This is a genomic window from Kitasatospora sp. NPDC050463 (assembly GCF_040655255.1).
Lineage (GTDB): Bacteria > Actinomycetota > Actinomycetes > Streptomycetales > Streptomycetaceae > Kitasatospora.
Map to the genome: position 1 here is coordinate 1 of NZ_JBFAJO010000114.1, position 19370 is coordinate 19370.

At 70.6% G+C, this 19370-nt stretch carries 13 protein-coding genes and 2 pseudogenes; 5 read left to right on the forward strand and 10 right to left on the reverse strand.

What is annotated here, in order from left to right:
• Positions 1-94: 94 nt before the first annotated feature.
• A pseudogene (locus AB0J08_RS38160) lies at positions 95-424 on the forward strand (transposase); the annotation flags it as partial.
• Positions 425-434: 10 nt separating this feature from the next.
• On the opposite strand, the gene AB0J08_RS38165 reads toward AB0J08_RS38160, so the two are convergent.
• A complete protein-coding gene (locus AB0J08_RS38165; protein WP_360643618.1) occupies positions 435-2543 on the reverse strand; it encodes an ISAzo13 family transposase in 2109 nt (702 codons plus the stop codon).
• 59 nt (positions 2544-2602) lie between these two features.
• On the opposite strand from AB0J08_RS38165, the gene AB0J08_RS38170 reads away from it, so the two are divergent.
• Positions 2603-3052: a transposase gene (locus tag AB0J08_RS38170; protein WP_360643654.1), complete on the forward strand. Its 450-nt coding sequence runs from the start codon at positions 2603-2605 to the stop codon at positions 3050-3052.
• 146 nt (positions 3053-3198) lie between these two features.
• Here AB0J08_RS38170 and AB0J08_RS38175 read toward each other — a convergent pair whose 3' ends face one another.
• Genes AB0J08_RS38175 through AB0J08_RS38190 form a run of 4 tightly spaced genes read right to left on the reverse strand, consistent with a single transcriptional unit; the run spans position 3199 to position 9480 of the window.
• Entirely contained in the window at positions 3199-4128 is a 930-nt protein-coding gene (locus tag AB0J08_RS38175; RefSeq protein ID WP_360643621.1) for an acetoacetate decarboxylase family protein, read from the reverse strand.
• Complete coding sequence (locus AB0J08_RS38180) at positions 4125-5195, reverse strand: hypothetical protein (RefSeq protein ID WP_360643624.1); 1071 nt, start codon at positions 5193-5195, stop codon at positions 4125-4127. Before AB0J08_RS38180 ends, AB0J08_RS38175 begins: the two co-directional genes overlap by 4 nt.
• Positions 5192-7033, reverse strand: coding sequence for a hypothetical protein (locus tag AB0J08_RS38185; protein WP_360643627.1), 1842 nt, complete (start codon positions 7031-7033; stop codon positions 5192-5194). Before AB0J08_RS38185 ends, AB0J08_RS38180 begins: the two co-directional genes overlap by 4 nt.
• On the reverse strand, positions 7030-9480 hold the full coding sequence (locus tag AB0J08_RS38190; protein WP_360643630.1) for a GMC oxidoreductase: 2451 nt from the start codon (positions 9478-9480) through the stop codon (positions 7030-7032). The genes AB0J08_RS38185 and AB0J08_RS38190 overlap by 4 nt, the downstream gene beginning before the upstream one ends.
• 370 nt (positions 9481-9850) lie before the next feature.
• Between AB0J08_RS38190 and AB0J08_RS38195 the strand changes: the two are divergent.
• The 3 genes and pseudogenes from AB0J08_RS38195 to AB0J08_RS38205 all read left to right on the forward strand — a co-directional run.
• Positions 9851-10574 (forward strand): annotated as a pseudogene (locus AB0J08_RS38195) (transposase); the annotation flags it as partial.
• A 465-nt stretch (positions 10575-11039) separates the two neighbouring features.
• Complete coding sequence (locus tag AB0J08_RS38200) at positions 11040-11552, forward strand: GNAT family N-acetyltransferase (RefSeq protein WP_360643633.1); 513 nt, start codon at positions 11040-11042, stop codon at positions 11550-11552.
• A gap of 144 nt (positions 11553-11696) precedes the next feature.
• Positions 11697-13259, forward strand: a complete 1563-nt coding sequence (locus AB0J08_RS38205; RefSeq protein ID WP_360643636.1) for an ISL3 family transposase — start codon at positions 11697-11699, stop codon at positions 13257-13259.
• Between the two features lie 401 nt (positions 13260-13660).
• On the opposite strand, the gene aspA is transcribed toward AB0J08_RS38205, so the two are convergent.
• The 5 genes from aspA to AB0J08_RS38230 all read right to left on the reverse strand — a co-directional run.
• Positions 13661-15070, reverse strand: a complete 1410-nt coding sequence (aspA, locus tag AB0J08_RS38210) for an aspartate ammonia-lyase (protein WP_360643639.1) — start codon at positions 15068-15070, stop codon at positions 13661-13663.
• Positions 15071-15117: 47 nt separating this feature from the next.
• A complete protein-coding gene (locus AB0J08_RS38215; protein WP_360643642.1) occupies positions 15118-16134 on the reverse strand; it encodes an asparaginase in 1017 nt (338 codons plus the stop codon).
• 102 nt (positions 16135-16236) lie between these two features.
• Positions 16237-17676 carry an amino acid permease gene (locus AB0J08_RS38220; protein ID WP_360643645.1) on the reverse strand — a complete coding sequence of 480 codons (1440 nt, stop codon included), beginning with the start codon at positions 17674-17676 and terminating at the stop codon, positions 16237-16239.
• On the reverse strand, positions 17673-18404 hold the full coding sequence (locus tag AB0J08_RS38225) for a FadR/GntR family transcriptional regulator (RefSeq protein ID WP_360643648.1): 732 nt from the start codon (positions 18402-18404) through the stop codon (positions 17673-17675). Before AB0J08_RS38225 ends, AB0J08_RS38220 begins: the two co-directional genes overlap by 4 nt.
• A gap of 32 nt (positions 18405-18436) precedes the next feature.
• On the reverse strand, positions 18437-19370 hold a 934-nt coding region (locus tag AB0J08_RS38230; protein WP_360643651.1), incomplete at its 5' end, for a gamma-glutamyl-gamma-aminobutyrate hydrolase family protein.

The window sequence follows — 19370 nt, forward strand, 5'->3', positions numbered from 1 at the left end:
GCCCGTCGAGTACGAGAACACCTACCACCTCACAACTGCAAAACCACAGGTCACAACCACAAGCTGAGGTCTCTATCGAACCCGGGGCGGTTCAGAACTGGCCGCCTGGCAGGACCGGCCTCTGGACGCGGTCTGGCCGATCATCTCCATCGACGCGCTCTGGGTGAAGATCCGCTCTGGGGCGGTGAGTTCGAAACCCGTCTATCTCGCGGTCGGGGTCGACATGGACGGCCGCAAGGACGTGCTCGGCCTGTGGGTCGGCGCCGACGGCGAGGGCGCGACCACCTGGATGGCGGTGCTGTCCGAACTGCGCAACCGGGGTATCGAGGACGTGTGCATCGTCTGCTGCGACGGCCTCAAGGGCCTGCCGGAGGCCGTGACCGCCACCTGGCCCCGCGCGACGGTGCAGACGTGTGTGATCCACCGTGGAGCTGTCAAGAAACAACATGGTGGTCTTCGGGATCCTGCGCTCGCGTCGAGGCCAGGAGGTCGGCTGCGGTGGCGTATCGGTTCTCGGCGGGGGCGATGGCAAGGCGGCGATCGTCTAGGACGGGTAGGACGTCGTTGATCGCGTTCCAGAGGGTGCTTCGGCAGACGTCGAACAGTTCGGCGAGGATGTCGAGGCTGCAGATGCGGCGCCGGTAGAGGATCGTGGCGAGGATCCGGTCGCCGTCGGTGATCTTCTGTCGGAACACGCCGCCGCGGGTGCCGGGTCGGCGGTCGCCGCCGCGCTGTCGGTGGCGACGCTCCTCGATTGCGGCCGCGTAGGGCACGATCAGCTCTTCGAGCAGGACGTTCAGAGACCGGCGGCTCATGCCGGTCAGGGCTGGAGCGGTGAGCGCGCGGCGGGTCGGCTCCGCTGGCGGGTGCCGGTCCGGGGTGGCTTCGGCGATGAACGCGCGTAGGTCTTGGGCTCGGGTGAAGTAGCGCGCGACGGTCGGCGTGATGCTGATCTTGTGCTCGTCCAGCAGTTGCCGGGTGGCCTTGATGGCCTGGCCGATCGTGACGGGGTTGATTCCGAGCAGGTCGCACAACACCTTCTGCGGGCACACTTGTCGCAGGTAGAGCACAGTGACCAGGACCTCGTCCGAGTTCGAGAGCAGGGATCGGTTGCGGCCGGTGGTGGCGACTCGCCGGCCGCCGCGCAGTACGTAACGGCGTTGCTCGCGGCGGGCTTCCTGGTCGGGGGCCAGGCGGGCCCGCAGCGCGTCCAGTTCCCCGACGCTCATGCCGGTCAGGCGGGGGTCGGCCAGCATCAGCAGGGCCTGGGTGAGGGCGTTGGTGCGGGCGTCGGCGCCCTGCGGGGCTGGGGCCGTTGTGCCGCCGTCAGCTGGGGCGATGCTGTAGTTCCACTTCCCGTGGTGGTCGTGGGCCGTGATCGGCAGAGCCTGCAGCTGTTCGCGGCTGACCTGGACGCCGGTCGGATAGGAGCCGGTGTCGAGGGCGGCCTCGACCCGCAGCCCCGCTGTTGTGGTGGTCGCTGCGACGGTGTTGAGGACGATCTCGTGGCTGGTCAGGGGCCTGCCGCGCCAGTTCATGGTGATGTGTGAGAACAGCCGGTGCTCAATCTTGTTCCACTTACTTGTGCCCGGAGGAAAGTGACAGACCGTGATCGTCAGGCCGGACTCACCCGCGAACGCAGACAGCTCGGCCTTCCATAATCGGTAGCGGTAGCTGTTCGAGCCGCCGGCGTCCGCGGTGATCAGCAGGCGGGTCGCCTGCGGGTAGTCGAGTGAGCCGCGCGCCTGCCACCAGCGGCGGATCGACGCGACTGCGAACGCGGCCGTGTCGTGGTCGACCCCGACGTTCACCCAGCCCCTGTTCGCTGCCAGGTCGTAGATCCCGTACGGGATCGCGGTCTCGACATGCGGGCCAGCGAAGAAGCTGTGGTCTTCGACCTGAACCGGCTGGCCGGCCCGATGCCACTCCTGCCCCGGCATGGGCAGCTGCCCCACCTGTTCCTTCTTCTTCGAATCCACGCTGATAACCGGTTGGCCCGCTGCCTGGTGGTCCTTGACCTGCTGGTTGATGTAGCGGAACTGGGCGTCCCGGTCCGGGTGCTGGGCGCCTTCCAGGGTCTTGGCAGTGCCCTGGAGGCTGAAGCCACTCTCCTTCAGCAGCCGCCCGACTGTGGGCGCGGTGACCTTGTGCCCTTGCCGGGACAGCTCGGCGGCCAAGCGCCGCAGGGACTTCGTCGTCCAGCGCAGCGGCGACATCGGATCACCGCGCTCGTCCGGCTCGACCAGCCCCAGCAACGCGGAGACCAGGCCGGGATCGACCGCCTCGGCCCTCATGCGGCCGCCACCGAGGCGCCGCGCGCGGCCTTCCTGCAACGGCTCTATGCCAGCCTCGAGTTCGAATACTCCCTTGCGCACGGTGGTCTCGCTCACTCCGGCCGTCCGCGCGACCACGCGCACGCCACCGTGGCCGAGCAGGCGTGCCTCGGTCGCCATGGCCAGCCGCCGCTGACGTTCGTTCAAGTGCGGTAGCAAGACCTCGAAGCGCTGGGCGAGTTGCGCGCGGGCCTCGTCTGATATGCGCATACCACACCAACGACGCACCTCCCGGGAGGCAACGCGTTGTTTCTTGACGGCTCCACCTGATCCGCGCCTGTCTGCGGCTGTCCTCCGGCAAGGATCGCTCCAAGCTGGTGCCGGCCCTGCGGGCGATCTACAGCGCGCCGACCGAGCAGGCCGCCGAGCGGGCCCTGGACGAGTTGGCCGCCTCCGAGCTGGGCGAACGCTACCCGGCCGTGGTCCGCACCTGGCGGGTGGCCTGGAGCGAGTTCACGCCCTACCTCGCGTTCCCACCCGCGATAAGGACGGTCGTCTACTCGACGAACATGGTCGAGTCGATCAACTCCCGCCTGCGGAAGGCCACCCGCAACCGCGGACACTTCCCCTCGGAGCAGGCCGCGTTGAAGATGCTCTACCTCGCCGTCCGCGAGCAGACCACCCCCAGGGCCCGCGACATCAACCACGTCGCCGCACACTGGAAGGAGGCGCTGAACCAGTTCTCACTCTTCTTCGAGGACCGGCTCAGCATCCGATAACCACAAGGCACCGTTGTCCGGGGTCAGCGACCGTCACGTCGGGTAGAGGAAGAACCGCAGCACCCACATGGTGCCCATGTAGAGCGTCGCGCCGAACAGGAAGTACAGCGTGTCCAGCGTCAGCAGGGCTTCTTTCACGGCGGCGTTCACGGCCGGGCGCCGACGTCGATGCGCGGCGGGTCCAGCCACTGCTGCGACAGGCCGAGGTCGACGACACTCCTCAGCGGCTCGCCGTAGCTCCGGCCGGACGCCTCGCTCGTGAGGAACCAGCACTCGAAGTGGTCGTCGAGCACGCCCCGGGTGGACGGCAGGTAGCAGGTGAACAGCGGGTTCGGGGCGATCCCGAGGTCGTGCAGCGCGGCGACCTGCGGCGCGTCACCGAGGAGCAGCCGGGCGCGGGCGCGCCTACCGATCGCGATGTCGGCCTCGCCCTCGAAGTAGATGAACGACTTCATCAGCATGCCGCGGAACGCGCAGTAGTTCGCCGCCCTGACACGCAGCGGCAGCGCCGTCACCGGCGGGCGGTCGATCGAGATGAACGTCCCCAGTCGGCCGTCGACCTGGTACTCGCTGGACACGGTGGCGTCGGTGACCCGGAAGTCGAGGTTGGCCTGGTGCTTGGGCATTCCCCAGATTCCCTTGCCGCCCTTCACCGAGATCTCGCTGCTCACCGGCAGGTCCAGGACGTACTGCCCGGTGCCGAAGGTGCCCTGCAGGAGCCCCGGGAGCAGCGGCGGTGCGGGCTGGCCGCCGTGGGTGCAGGCGAGCGCGATGGAGTACTCGATGTAGCGGCCGATGTCGGTGCGCACGTAGTTGACCACCGTGATCATGAGCAGCCCGCGGCCGCCGGGGAGGGTCACCGGGTGCAGTTCGCCGCCGGGTAGCAGCCGGGCGGCCGCCGCGCGGTCGACGGTGAACGCGGCCATCAGGCAGGGGGTGTCCGCCGAGTTGACCGGCATCCGGAACGGGATGCCGTCGACCAGCGCGTTGCGCCCGGCGAGCCGCCGCTGCCGGCGCGGGTACGGCGACGGCAGGAGCGACAACCCCAGCCGGGCGAGGGACAGGATCGGCTTCATCGCGCCAGCTCCTTCAGGATCAGCGGGTAGGTGTCGGCCGCCGCGCGGCGGCCGAGGAAGACGTCGAGGTGGCCGTAGCCGGGCAGCAGGTGGAGGGTGTCACGGCCGGGGCGGTGCCGTTGCAGAAAGTCGAAGGTGCGCTGCTGGCTCTCCGCCAGGAAGCAGTGGTTCTGCTCGCCGGCGAGCAGGACGATCCGCGCGTCGGTGCTGGGCGCCCGGTCGACGAACGACTGAGGCAGGGTGACGATGGGCTCCGTCCGCACCAGGTGGCCCGCCCTGATGCACCGGTTCATCTGCGCGAAGAACGTCATCGGGACGTCGGCGAACTCTCCGCGGATCCAGTCGTGCGTGCCCTCGTCGAGGTTCGCGTGGGACCACAGGGCCGGCCAGCCGGTGCCGTAGGTGAAGCTGACCATCCGGCAGACGGAGTTCCGGCACTCCGGGTGGGTCCCGCGGACGAACCCGACGATCAGCCGGGAGAGCAGGCCCTCCGGGCGGTCGCCCCACCCGGGCGAGATGGCCGGCAGGGCCCGGGAGATGAGCGGGGCCAGGTGGCCGATCTTGAACGCGGACCAGCCGGGGACGACCGGGTGCAGCGACACCGCGTTGCTGACCACGGTGTCCACCTCGGGCAGGAGCCCGGCCGTCAGCGCCATCATGAACGAGGTCGAGCCCTGGCAGTGCACGACGGCCTTGATCCGGTCCTCGCCGGTGGCCTTCAGCACGTGGGCCACCGCGGCAGGGTGGTCGTACGCGGCCGCCTGGTCGAGCGTCCAGGGCACCGGGTCGAGGTCGATCGAGGCGCGCCAGTTGAGCAGCCAGACGTCCCAGCCGCCGTCGATGAGGGCGTCGACGAAGGTGCGCGGCAGCGGCGGGCGGAACAGTTCGGCCCGTACCCCGGCGCCGTGCGCGACCAGTACCGGGCCGCGGGTGGGAGGGTGGCGGCCCTGGACGTGCACCAGGGTCAGCGGCCGGCCGTCGAGGGCGGTCAGCGGGTGGACCGTGGTGACGTGGTCCCGCCGCGTCGTCGGCCGGGTCGCTCGGGCGGTCGGTGGCAGGGTGGTCATGGCGTCCTCGCGTTCCGTGTGATCACGACGGGGTCCTCGATCAGCCGCACGGTCGGCGGCGTGGCGGGCACCGGCCGTTTGCCCATGGCCGGGTCGTCCTGCAGGTCCCAGTCCCGGCAGATGCCGTCGAGCAGCAGCGGGTAGATCGTGATGTCGCCGTCCGGCGCGAGGTGCAGACGCAGGAAGCCCTTGTGCTCCTCGATCGACTGGCCCGACATCTGCCAGTCGGTGGCCGCCCCGCTGCGCGCCGACAGGACCCAGAGCGCGAAGACCTCGGATCCCAGCAGCGCGCCCACCAGGCCGGCCAGCACCAGGCAGGCCACCAGCACCGCCCACCCGGACCAGGAGTCCGGGAACGGCACGGCCACGGCGACGGCGAGGACCACCAGTGCCACCGCGACCTGCATCAGCAGCGCGAGCAGCGCCGTCGACGGCTTCGCCCGCACATGCGGACGGGCCAGCCGGTAGAGCAAGCGGAGCGCGAACAGGACCGCCACCGCGCCACAGAAACCGCCGACGAAGCTGCCGAGGTCCCCGCCGTCGGCGTTGCGCACGGCGTCGACGGGCTTGAGCACGCCCTGCGACAGGGCGAATAGGAAGCCCATGAACAGGAAGAGCACGGCGTGCACGCCCGCGGCCAGCTCGGCGAACCCGGGGTTGCGGCGCGGCAGCCAGCCGGGGGACCACGGCCGTGCCAGGCCGCGTACGATCCGGCGGGAGTCCGCGGTGTCGGGGTGGGTCGTCCGGGCGCGGTCGAACACCACCGGAGGGTCGTCCTTCTCACGCAGCCGCGAGCCGCTGGGCGGCAGCGGCAGGGTGGCCGGCAGCCGGTGCGTCGCCGCGAGGTACGCGCCGCCCAGGCCGCAGGTCACCATCTGGCGCCGCCGTGGGTCGGGCGGCAGGTCGCCAGGGGGTGCGGGATCCTCGGGCAGCCGTTCGGCGTACCGGGCGTAGTGGTGCCGGTCACCGGTCAGCCAGAGCCGGATCGACGCACCGGTCGGGCTCTGCTCGCCGGTCTGCGGATCGGTCCGGGTGCGGACGTAGTTGCGGTCGAACCAGTGCATGGTGTCGAAGGCGTCGGCGGACTTGTCGGCGCTCTTCACCCAAGTCGGCTCGGCGCAGCAGACGATCACGCCGTCACCGGGTTCGAGGTTGGCCGACAGGTGGGTCTGGAAGTAGCGCAGCTGGGGGTCGTCGAGGTACTCCCCGAGCTGGCTGTCCAGGCCCACCAGCCACCATCGCTGCGGCAGCTGCACGACGAAGTAGCTCCGGGTCTGCCGGGTCTGCCAGCCGCCGATGGGCCGCTGCTGGGTGAAGATCCGCAGGAAGGCGGTGAGGCCGTCGTACCAGTCGTGGTTGCCCGGCAGCGCGACCATCAGCGGCTGGTCGTCAGCAGTCGGCAGGGCGGCGCGGTACGGGCCCTTCATCTTGTCCTCGTAGCCGCGCACCGACGCCACCGGGTACACCTCGTCGCCGCCGAGCACCAGCAGCGCGCCGCGGGTCGTCAGGCCGGGCGGCGCCGTGCCGGGGGCGTCGACGTCGAGCTTCTCCGCCGCCAGGGTCCAGGCCACCGAGCTCGTCGCGTCGAAGCCGTCGCCGAGGTCGGCGACGAAGTCGATCCAGAGCTCCTGCGCCTCGGGCTCGGACAGCGGGGCGTGTAGCGGAGGCGCGGGGAGCGCGCCCTGGATCTCCCGCTTGTCCGCGTAGTCGGCGAAGACGGTGGCCAGGACGACCTTCACGGCCGTCCGGGCCAGCTGCCCCGGGGCCAGCCACCGGGCCTGCTCCTGCGGGGTGAAGCCGATCTCCTCCGCGTGCCGGCGGAGCTCGTGCGTCTTCATGTCGGCTCCTCGGTCGGACCGGCTGCCGGGCCCGGGCGGTGCGGGCCGTAAACGGCCCACAGCTCGCCGACGAACAGCCGCCCGAAGCGCTCCAGCGCCTGCTCGGGGCGCGGACCCACGGTGCGGAACGTGGTCAGCTGGTGGACGAAGTCCCTGACCAGGATGTTGACGACTCCCGCGCCGAGCACCGGCGCGGCGGAGTCGCCGTCCGGAAGCAGGTGCCCGGAGAGCAGCCGGTAGTAGAGCGTCGAGGTGTCGCGCCACAGGTCGAAGCCGGGGGCGTCGTGCACGTCCTTGTGCCCGGTCAGGGTCAGTGGGCTGCCGCCCGGATCGCGCAGGTGCAGCCGGTACAGCATCAGCCGCCGGCTCGGGTCGTCGCCGCGGGTGAACAGGTTGAACCATCCGCGCTCGACGGGCAGTCGGCCGCCGAGCAGGTCGCAGTCGACGTACCCGGCGGCGGTGGCCGGGTGGTCGGGGTCGACGACGAAGCGGTCCACGTCGGAGGCGGTGATGGTGAGCCGGAACATCAGCCGCTGGCGCAGGGAGCGGCCGAGTGCCCGCCCCTGCTCGGGGTCCTCGGCGCCGAGGGCGACGTAGCCCTTCATCTTCTCGGTGAAGGACAGGCTGGTCGCCCGTTGTCCGTCGGCCTGCGGCGGTGGCACGGCGAAGGCCGGCGCCGGGGCACTGGCCGGCAGCGGCGCGGCGGCCACGGTCGCGGGCTCGGAGGACTCGTCGAGGATGTGCTCGCAGGCCCGGTCGGCGAAGGCGGCGATCGTCAGCGACGGGTTCGCCCCCACCGGCCCGGGCAGCGCCGATCCGTCCAGCACGTACAGCCCGGGAAGGCGGAACACCTCGCCGTAGGAGTCGCAGACGCCCTCGGCGGGGTGGCGGCCCATCGGGGCGCCGCCCAGCGGGTGCACGGTGATCACCCGGTGCGTCCACCACAGCGGGTTGTCGGCGAACTCGCCGCCGAGCGCCTCGGCCACCTCGCTCATCGTCGACCGGACGCGCTCGAAGTACCGCAGCGAGGTCTCCACCGTCCAGTCGACCTCGAGGTAGTCCCCGGACAGGCTCAGCCGGCCGTCCGGCACGTCCCGGCCCATGCCGAGCAGCGGCAGCGCCGAGCCTGAGAACATGCCCGAGCCGAGCAGCAGGGCGAGTTGACGGCTGACGTGGCTCTGCCGGGTACGGCCGAAGCGGGACAGCAGCCGGTGCAGGCCGAACTCGACCGTCCGGCGGACCTCGCCCGGGACCTGCGCCTCCTCGGCCAGCCAGTCCACGAAGCCCGGGTAGCCCGCGTCCTCGACGTAGAAACCGCGCCCGGAGGAGCCGTCCCCGTCGAGCTCGTCGCCGACCCGGATGGCGCTGGTGATGACCGGGCCGGTGCTGCTGTCCAACCGGCGCGGGCCGCGCCCCGCCGCGCCGTCGGTCGCGTTGAGTACCAGGCCCAGCAGGTCGCCGTTGCCGCTGAACCGGGTGCCCAGGGCCGGGCTGATGCCGCGCAGCCCGGCCCGGTTGCGCAGCAGCAGGTAGGTCGATCCGAAGGTGCCGGCCGCCAGCACCAGGCGCCTGCACCCGATCCGCTGCAACGGGAGGCGGTCGATCGCGGTGGGATGGCCCTCGCGGGCGGGGTCGTGGACCACGTAGCGGACCTCCCAGCCGCCTCCGGGCCGGGGCGCGAAGCCGCGCACCTCGCAGCGGGTGCGCAGGTCGGCGCCGTGGTGCTGGGCGGCCGAGAGGTAGGTGTGGTCCAGGGTGTTCTTGGCGCCGAAGTTGCAGCCGACGTCGCACTCGCCGCACAGCCGGCAGGTGCTCCGGGGTAAGCCGTGGAGGTTGCCGTACTCGGGCTCGGGGATGGGGGCACCCGGGACGGGCGTACCGCCCGGCCGGGGCGCGAAGGTGACGGCGATCGGCGGCCGTTCGATCGGGAGACCCAGCCGGTCGGCGGCCTCGTGCATCGCGAGGGTCTTCGGCGTGTCGTCGTACGGGTAGGGCGTGGCGCCGAGCATTTCCTCGACCGCGGCGTAGTGCGGCTCGAGGTCGGCACGGCTGACCGGCCAGTGCTCGTAGCCGCCGCCGGGCAGCGGTGACTCCTTCACGAACCACTTCTCGTCCTTGCGCAACAGCACGTTGGCGTAGATCAGCGAGCCGCCGCCCAGGCCGCTGGAGACCACGCCCTCCAGGCCGCTGAAGGACCAGACGTCGAACAGGCCGTGCAGGCCCCTGCCCGGGTCCCAGAAGTTGCGGGCCATCGCGGCCGGCGAGCGTGCGAAGCCGTTGGGCGGGTACCGCTTGCCGCGTTCCAGCACGACCACGGACCGGCCGCACTCGGCGAAGCGGTAGGCAGCGACGGAGCCGCCGAAGCCCGAGCCGACCACGACGACGTCGACGTCGGCCTCGGCACGGTCCCGGGCCGAGGAGTGGTTGGGCAGTCGTTCGTTCGTCATCGGCGTTCCCCTTGTCGGGTCCTCAGGGGCATCGGCGCCACCGGTGGGGCGCCGAGCCGACGGTCCATACGTATGCGAATTATCGAGATATGGCACGGGCTCCGAGCATCGGAACCGACGCCCCTCCCCTTCCTTCCACCATGCGCCCGCCCGGACGTGATGTCACCCGGACGAAACCTCGGCCCACCCCACAGAGGTGCGGCGGACCTCGACCCATGACCGGCTGTGAGCATGCCCCAGCGTGGGCGCGGACCAGGCCGCCGGGTCGGCTACGCGATCCCGAACGTGCTCTCGCACGCCTTCAGTCGCCGGTTCGGGACGGCATCAGGGCGGCATCGCGCAGGGCTGGGCGGCGGGTCCCGGGTGCGGTGCCGACGCCACGACGCTGACCAGCGCCTTCTCCGCCGCCCTGCGCCGGCTGCGGCCACGCGGCACCGGACACGATCCCGGCCGTGTCGCGGTGGACCTGGCGGTGATGCTCGCCGACGGCGGCGAAGCGATCCGGGACCTGACCGTGCTGCGCGACCAGGGCGACGTGTTCCGTCCCGTCGCCTCCACCGCCACCGCCTGGCGGGTGCTGGCCGGCCTCGACACGGCCGTCCTGAACACGCTGCGGGCAGCGAGGGCCACCGCCCGTGAGGTCGCCTGGCTGCAGGCCGCCGAGACCGGGCGCGCCTTGCCTCCATCGCATGCCGGAGGACGTGAACTGCCGGGCCTGGTCCTGGACATCAACGCCACCCTGGTCACCTGCCACTCCGAGAAAGAGCAGGCCGCCGCGACCTACAAACGCGGCTTCGGCTTCCACCCGATGCTGTGCTTCCTGGACAACACCGGCGAGGCCCTCGCCGGTCTCCTGCGGCCGGGCAACGCCGGAGCGAACACCGCCACCGACCACATCACCGTCCCCGACCAGGCCCTCGCCCAGATCCCGGACGCCCACCGCCACGGCACCCCGATCCTCATCCGCGCCGACAGCGCGGGCGGCGCCAAGGCCTTCCTCGCCCCACCTGCGAGGGCTCCGGCAGCGCGGGATCGAGACCACGTTCTCGGTCGGACACGCCGTCACCGCCGAGGTCCGCAAAGCCATCCGCGCCCTGCCGGACCAGGTCTGGCACCCCGCGCTGGAGCAGAACGGCCGTGAGGCCCCCCTGCGGCAGCTGCTCAACGCCGGTCCATGGCGGACGGCGCGAGCGCATTGAGGAGGCAATCGACAAGCAAGGCAGGTGCGTTCGCGAAGTAGGGGTCGGCTCAGGTGCTCAGGATCTTGCGCGCGGAACGCGACAGGCTCAGGGCGGACACGACTCGGCTGCGGGAGACCGAAGCCGAGCGTGACCGATTGCGAGAAGCGCTGAAAGAGTCCGAGGCGAAACTGGAGGACACACTCAGGGAGAGCCGCTCCCTTCAAGAGACCGTCCAGGGTGACAGCGGCCAGCTCGAATTCCCCACCTACCGCCAGTTACGAGATCACCCTCCGTGATGAAGGATCTCCCGCGGCCGTCGGCGCGGCTGACTGGCACATGTCTGGCCTCGGCGCCGGACAGGACAGCATCATGATGCCCATGCACATCACGGCCTGCCGTCAAGAAGATCTGGATGCGTTGGAAGAGCGTCTGCCCTCCTCTAGCGCCGTCTCCTACCACGCTCAGCGGTTCGCCCGACAGGTCGCAGGAACAAGCACGTTCCTGGTGGCCTGGCTGGACGCCCAGCCAGCCGGAACCTGCGAAGTACGTTGGGATGGATGCGCGGCGCCGGAAGTGAGGGCCGTCATGCCGGGCTGCCCGGAGATCAACGGTTTGCATGTCGTCGACACGCTGCAGTCCCGGGGGATGGGAAGCGCCTTGATCTGCCATGCCGAACAGCTCGCTGGTGAACGAGGCGCACAGCTGATCGGATTGGGAGTGGACGATCACGGGAATCCGCGAGCCGCAGCCCTCTACGCTCGTTTGGGATACCAACCCACGGTCCGCTACCTGGATCGCTACTTCTACACGGACGACACTGGTGCCGAACACCCAGTCGAAGATCCCGCCGTCTTCCTGGTGAAGGAGCTCGCGCCCAAGCGCCAGCCATGACCCCGATCTCACGCCATCAACACAGAGTGACGGATCGCGGCCAGATGGCTCCCCGCTAACTGGCCGCCAGTGGGGAATCGGAAGGCTCTGGCGTGAGTTCCGTGAAAGCCGCCCGATGATCTTCAGTGTTGGCGATCATGGCGGGTGACTGTTGCTGATCTCCTGGCCGTCCTGTTCCCTCAGTTCGCGCTGTTGCACGTCGAGTTGGTCAGACCGGCGGGCGGGTCGGTCCGTGTCCACGCCCGGGGCCGGGCGCCAGGGGCGACTTGCCCGGGCTGTGAAGGCTGGTCCGAGCGTGTGCACAGCGGCTATCAGCGGCGGATCAGCGATTCGGCGGTCAGTGGCCAGGAGCTCGTGTTGCAGCTGAGGGTGCGCCGGTTCTTCTGCGACATCGCCGAGTGCGAGCGGCGGACCTTCGCCGAGCAGGTCCCGGGGCTGACGTTCCGGTACGGCCGGTGCACGGTGGGGCTGCGGAAGGTCCGCGAGGCCGTCGCTCTGGCGCTGGGCGGCCGGGCCGGCGCCAGACTCGCGGAGCATCTGGCGGTCGGGATCGGGCGTGACGTGCTGATACGCCTGGTCCGCGCGCTGCCGGACCCGCCGGTCGGGCCGGTGCGGGTGCTCGGCGTCGACGACTTCGCCCTGCGCAAGGGCCACAACTACGGCACGGTCTTGATCGACATCGAGGGTCGCCGCCCTGTCGACGTTCTGCCGGAGCGGTCCGCAGACGCCCTGGCCGCCTGGCTCACCGAGCACCCCGGTGTCGAGGTTGTCTGCCGCGACCGGGCCCGCTGCTACGCCGAAGGCGCGGACCGCGGCGCCGGCACTGCGACGCAGGTCGCGGACCGGTTCCACCTCTGGCAGAACCTGGCCGATGCGGCCGAGCGGCTCGTCGCCCGCCTGCGCCAGCAGTGGATCCCGCCCCTGCCGGAGAAGGAGCAGACGGTACTGCCCGAGGGGCAGCTCGCTCAGCGCACCCGCGAGCGTCACGCCGTCGTCCACGCCCTGATGGGCAGGGGCATGGGGCACAGTCAGATCGTCGCCGAGCTAAGCCTGGATGACAAGACGGTGCGGAAGTTCATGAGGGCTGTCACCGCCGACGAGCTGATCGGCGCGGGGCCCACCGGCGGTCGGCAGACCAGCCTGGACGGCCACGCCGCCTTCCTGACGGCCCGGTTCAACGAGGGCTGCCACAGCGCCCTGCGGCTCCATCAAGAGCTCGCCGAACGCGGTCTGACTGTCAGCGAGCGCACCGTCCGCCGCTTCGTCCATCGGCTGCGTGACAACGCCGCCCCTGCCGCCCTCCCGCCGGTCCCCAAGGTCCGCGAGGTGACCCGGTTGATCCTCACCCACCCCGACAACCGTCCCGAGGCCGACTGTGTCCTGTTGAAGGAACTCCGGGGCCGCTGCGATGAGTTGCATGAAGCCTGCGACCTCGTCGCCCGGTTCGCCTCGATGCTGGTCAACCGACGTGGTTCGGAGGAACTCGAGCAGTGGACCTCAGATGCCGAGGCCAGCCGCCTCCCCGAACTGCGCGGATTCGCCACCGGCCTGCGCAAGGACTGGGACGCGGTCGTGGCCGGCCTCACCCTCCGCTGGAACTCCGGCCCGGTCGAAGGCCACGTCAACCGCATCAAGATGCTCAAGCGCCAGATGTTCGGCCGAGCCAAGCTCGACCTCCTCCGCAAGCGTGTGCTCCTAAGCTGCTGAAGATCATCGGGCGGCTTTCACGGAACTCACGCCAGAGCCAATCGGAACTGGCCGCTAGCACCAGGGAAGTGACACGGAACCCGGAACGATCAAGGTGACACAGAGCGCGGATTCAAAGGAACGCACACCTCACGGACTCTCCATGTGACATCAGAACGCGGACCCTACAAACCGACCAGAGCGACCAGGCGCAACGGCTCCAGCCGGACCGGACCACGAGAGGACTTCTTGTGTCCGTCACAGTCTCGCTGCGCCAATTCCCAAGGTCCGGCAAATCGGACTTCGACTGCCTTCTTCGATTCTGCCGCGGGGTGGTCCGGTCTGATCCGGATGGACGCGACGCGCCGCCACACCGGTCCCGGTGCGGCGGCGCATTCTTCGCTCCCGAACCGCGCCTGCTCTCAGGCCACGGGCACGCCGCTGCCCGCGATCACCTCGGGCCGCAGCAGCGCGCTGAGCGTCTCGGCCGGGAGCAGGCCCTTCTCCAGGACGAGTTCGGCCACGCCCCGGCCGCTGGCGAGGGCCTCCTTGGCGATGTCGGTGGCGGCCGTGTACCCGATGTGCGGGTTCAGCGCCGTCACCAGGCCGATGGAGTTCTCCACGGCCGCGCGCAGCACCTCGGTGTTGGCGGTGATGCCGACCACGCAGCGCTCGGCGAGGGTGAGGCAGGCGGCTCGCAGGTGGGTGATCGACTCAGAGAGCGAGTGCAGGATGATCGGCTCGAAGGCGTTGAGCTGGAGCTGACCGGCCTCGGTGGCCATGGTGACGGCGACGTCGTTGCCGATCACCTCGAAGGCGACCTGGTTGACGACCTCGGGGATCACCGGGTTGACCTTGCCGGGCATGATGCTCGAACCTGCCTGTACCGGCGGCAGGTTGATCTCGCCGAGGCCCGCGCGCGGCCCGGAGGACAGCAGTCGCAGGTCGTTGCAGGTCTTGGACAGCTTGACGGCGACGCGCTTGAGCACACCGGACATCTGGACGAACGCGCCGCAGTCCTGGGTGGCTTCGACCAGGTTGGCCGCGGTGACCAGGGGCAGCCCGGTGATGTCGGCGAGGTGGCGGCGGGCGGCTTCGGCGTATCCGGCGGGGGCGTTGAGGCCGGTGCCGATCGCGGTCGCGCCGAGGTTGATCTCGTGGATGAGCTCGACGGCCTCGGCGAGTCGGCTGCGGTCCTCGTCGAGCATGACCGTGAAGGCGGAGAACTCCTGTCCGAGTGTCATCGGTACGGCGTCCTGCAGCTGGGTGCGGCCCATCTTCAGGACGTCGCGGAACTCGACGGACTTGCGGGCGAAGGCGTCCTGGAGGACGGCCATCGCGTCGAGCAGGCCGCGTACCGCGGCGACGGTCGCGATCCGGACGGCGGTCGGGTAGACGTCGTTGGTGGACTGGCCGAGGTTGACGTCCTCGTTGGGGTGGAGGTGCCGGTACTCGCCCTTGGCGTGACCGAGCAGTTCCAGTGCCCGGTTGGCGACGACCTCGTTGGCGTTCATGTTGGTCGAGGTGCCGGCGCCGCCCTGGATGACGTCGACGACGAACTGGTCGTGCAGCTTGCCGCCGCGGATCTCTCGGCAGGCGGCGACGATCGCGGCGGCCTTCCGCGGCTCCAGCAGGCCGAGTTCCTCGTTGGCGAGGGCGGCGGCCTCCTTCACGGCGGCCAGGGCGTCGATCAGGTGCGGGTAGGCGGAGATGGGCGTGCCCGTGATGGGGAAGTTCTCGGTGGCGCGCAAGGTGTGGACGCCCCAGTAGGCGTCGGCGGGGATGTCGCGGTCTCCGAGCAGGTCGTGCTCGCTGCGGGTGGCGGTGGTCATGAGTGTGCGGGTCCTCTTCCTGAGGCGGGTCCGGGGTCGTGGATCGGTCACGCTGGAGCAGCGCGGGTTTGCGGCGCCAGTGCCGGCACCGGGCACACCTCGCCGACGCGGTGGCCGCCGCCGGCCGTCGCTTCGCCGGCGCAGTCCACCAGGAGCCGGGGATCGACTCCTGCCAGCGCCAGCGCGGCGGCCGTCACCGGGACGCGAGCGCGGTTCGCCCCGTCCGCGATCTTCACAGCGACGGCCCGGCCGTCCGGCAGCGCGGCAATCTGGACGCCCTCGAAGCCGTCCTTGGCAAGCAGCCCGGGCACCGCGCGCATCAACGCGGCCGTGTCCCGTCCGGTGCCCGAGGCCATCTCCGGGTGACCGCGCAGCGCGTCCGCGACCCGGAACTCGGGGGTTCCCGGCGCCGCGGCGGCGATGCGGGCGGCGGCGCGGGCGAGGCCGTGCAGGGACACCGCGAACAGCGGGGAGCCGCAGCCGTCCACGCTGGTGTGCGCGGTGCGCTGCCCGGTCAGCTCCTCGACGACGTCGGCGATCGCGGTCTGGAGCGGATGGAGGGGGTCGAGGTAGGTCTTCAGGGGCCAGCCGTTGAGCTTGCAGAGGTACAGCATCGCGGCGTGCTTGCCGGAGCAGTTCTGCGCGAGCCGGGACGGCGGCCGGTCACCTCGCACCCAGGTGTCCCGGACGGCCGGGTCGTACGGCAGGTCCGGTACGTTGCGCAGGTCCTCCTCGGCGAGGCCGGCCAGTTCGAGGATCCGCCGGGTGCCGGCGAGGTGGCGTTCCTCGCCGGAGTGGCTGCCCGTCGCGAGGGAGAGCAGTTCGCCGTCCAGCGGCAGCCCGGCCCGCACCATGGCGACGGCCTGGACCGGCTTGAGGGCCGACCGCGGGTAGCAGGCGGCCTCGATGTCACCGAGCCGGAACCGGACTTCGCCGTCCGCGTCGAGGACGACGACGGAGCCGTAGTGGACCCCCTCGGTCATGCCGCCGCGGGTGACGCGGGCGACGGGGACGTGGTCGGGTTCGCGGATCGCGGGAGCGTCCGCCGGGGTACTTCTGTGCATCACTGCCTCGATCGGTGGTGGGTCGCTTCCGGGCCGTCGGTCGGCGGCGGCCCTCGGTGACGGCGGGAGCGGTCCGCGCGTCGTCGTGGGCCGCCGCCCGGTTCAGCCGTCGGCCCTGGCGCCTTCGCGCGCGAGGCGCCTGCGGACGGCGTACCAGCCGGCGACGAGCGCGGCGGCGATCAACGGTACGCACAGCACGGTGGTGCGTCCGGCGCCGCCGTCGGCGTACATGAGGACCAGGACGCCGGCGAGGAAGGCCAGCGTCACGATTTCGGTCCAGGGGGAGCCGGGCAGGCGGTACGCGGGGCGGGACAGTTCGCCGGCCCGGGTCTTGCGCCAGAAGAAGAGGTGGCAGACCATGATCATGCCCCAGGTGGCGATGATGCCGATCGCCGCGAGGTTGAGCACGATCTCGAACGCGTCGGCGGGCACCACGAAGTTGAGACCGACGCCCAGGACGCACATGCCGCTGGTGAGCAGGATGCCGCCGTACGGCACCTGGGTGCGGCTCATCCGGGCGGTGAAGCGCGGGGCGGACCCGCTGACGGCCATCGAGCGCAGGATGCGGCCGGTGGAGTACAGGCCGGAGTTGAGCGAGGACATGGCCGCGGTGAGGACGACCAGGTTCATCACGCTGTCGGCCGCCGGGATACCGATGTGGGACAGCACGGTCACGAAGGGGCTCTGGCCGGAGGTGTACCTGTTCCACGGCATCAGCATCGAGAGCAGGACCACCGAACCGACGTAGAAGAGGCCCACCCGCCACATGATCGAGTTGATCGCCTTCGGCATGATCTTCTCTGGGTTCTCGGTCTCCCCGGCCGTGACACCGACCAGTTCGACGGAGGCGTAGGCGAACACGACGCCCTGGATGATCAGCAGCATCGGCATCAGGCCGTGGGGGAAGATGCCGCCGTTGTCGGTGATCAGCGACGGACCGGGTACGGTGCCGTCGACCGGGTGCCGGGTGACCAGCAGGAAGATCGCGATACCCATGAAGACCACCAGCGCGCTGACCTTGACGATGGCGAACCAGAACTCCAGCTCGCCGAAGATCCGCACCGAGATCAGGTTCACTGTGAGCACCAGGGCCAGGGCTATGAGCGCGATGACCCACTGCGGGACGCTGGAGAACAGGTGCCAGTAGTGGGTGTACGTCGCCACCGCCGTGATGTCGGCGACGCCGGTGGTCGCCCAGTTGAGGAAGTACATCCAGCCCGCGGTGTACGCGCCCTTCTCCCCGAGGAACTCCCGGGCGTAGGACACGAAGGCCCCGGAGGACGGGCGGTACAGGACGAGCTCGCCGAGCGCACGCACGACGAGGAACGCGAAGAGGCCGCAGACGGCGTAGGCGACGAACAACGAGGGGCCGGCATCGGCGAGACGCCCGCCGGCGCCGAGGAAGAGGCCGGTGCCGATCGCGCCACCGATGGCGATCATGTTGACGTGACGGGGTTTCAGGGACTTGCTGTAGCCGGTGTCCCCGGCATCGACGTGACGGGTCGTGGGGCGCTTCTCGTCTTTGAGGAACTGCTCGCTCACGCCTCGGATCTGCCTTCCGTGGGGGTGTCCGCCCGCTTGGGGCGCACGATGTCGGTGAGGGTCGTTTCGACCCGGTGGAGGTGGTGCGACATGGCCTCGACGGCGTCGTGTTCGGAACCGTCCACCAGCGCTTCGACGATCGCCCGGTGCTCGCAGTTGGACTGCTCGCGCCGACCGCCCAGCTCGTTGAGGAAGGTCGACTGACGCGCCAGTGCGTCACGGATCTCCTCGATGACCCGGCGGAACACCGGGTTCTGGGCGGCCTCGGCCACCGCCAGGTGGAACACGGTGTCCAGCGCGACCCATGCGGTGGTGTCGGTCTCCCGCTCCATCCGGTCGAGCAGGTGGGTCAAGTGGTCCAGGTCCCCCGGGGTGCGGCGCAGCGCCGCGTACCCGGCGACCGGGATCTCGACGTGCCGGCGCACTTCCAGCAGGTCACTGGCCGCGTAGTCGCCGAAGGTGGGGTCCTCGACCGTGTTCGCCACGACGAAGGTGCCCTTGCCGGTCTTGGAAACGGTCAGGCCCATGGCCTGCAGGGCGCGCAGTGCCTCCCGCAGCACCGGCCGGCTGACCTCCAGGCTCCGGCACAGCTCCGCTTCGGACGGGAGCTTGTCGCCCACCGCGTAGTCACCGCGCTCGATGGCGCTGCGCAGGTGGCCGAACACTGCTTCGGTGGCACTGATGCGCCGCGGGATCGGACTGGCTGTCTGGCTGTCTGACAGGTTCACTCGGCGATCCTCGGGGCACGGGCGCCACGGTGTCAAGACACCGGCGTGGGTAGGACGGCTCTCGGCGAGCTACGTCCCGTGCGCGCACTCCGCTCGGCGGAGTGGTTCGGACCGGCGTTCACGGTGGAGCTCGCGGCAGCCACCAGGGCGTGCACCACCGCCGAATCGAAGCCCATCTCAGGGTGCCACTGCACACCCACGGCGAAGCGGTGCCGGGTGCTCTCGATCGCCTCGATGGTGCCGTCCGCCGTACGAGCGGCCACCACCAGGCCGGCCCCGAGGGTCTCCACCGCCTGATGATGGTGTGTGGCCACCTGGCTGGTCCCCGGCAGGAGTGCGCCGATCCGCGTCCCGGGCACCGTGGTGACGCCGTGGGGCGAGAAGTGACCCCGGTGCACGTTGTGGCCGTCGTGACCCACCCTGTCGGGCAGGTGCTGGATGAGCGTGCCGCCCGCGTGCACGTTCATGAGCTGCATCCCCCGGCACACCCCGAGCACCGGCACGTCACGCGCGAGGCCGGCGGCCAGCACGGCCCTCTCCCAGCGGTCGCGTTCGCGGACCGGCGGCCCCGTGCACGGATGCGGCCGGGCTCCGTAGAGCGCGGGATCCAGATCCTCACCGCCCGTCAGGACGACCGCATCCAGACGCGCGACGGCATCGGCAGCGGCCTCCGGTTCGTCCGGCGGCAGCAGGACGGCGCGGCCGCCCGCCGCCTGGAGGCAACTGATGTACGCCGCGGGCAGCAGAGCTGCGGGCAGCTCCCACTCTCCCCACTGAGCATCGGCGAGATACGTGGTGAGTCCGATGAGCGGCTTGGGCATACCACTTCCTTCCAGGACCTGGTGGTCGTTCGACCACAGCCGTCTTCCGTGCGGCCCGCCCGCCGGACGCGAGGGGAAGGTGCGGACGGCCTTGCCGGCCTGCTCGGCCTTCAGGTACGCCTCGTCGAAGTCGGCGCCCCAGAGG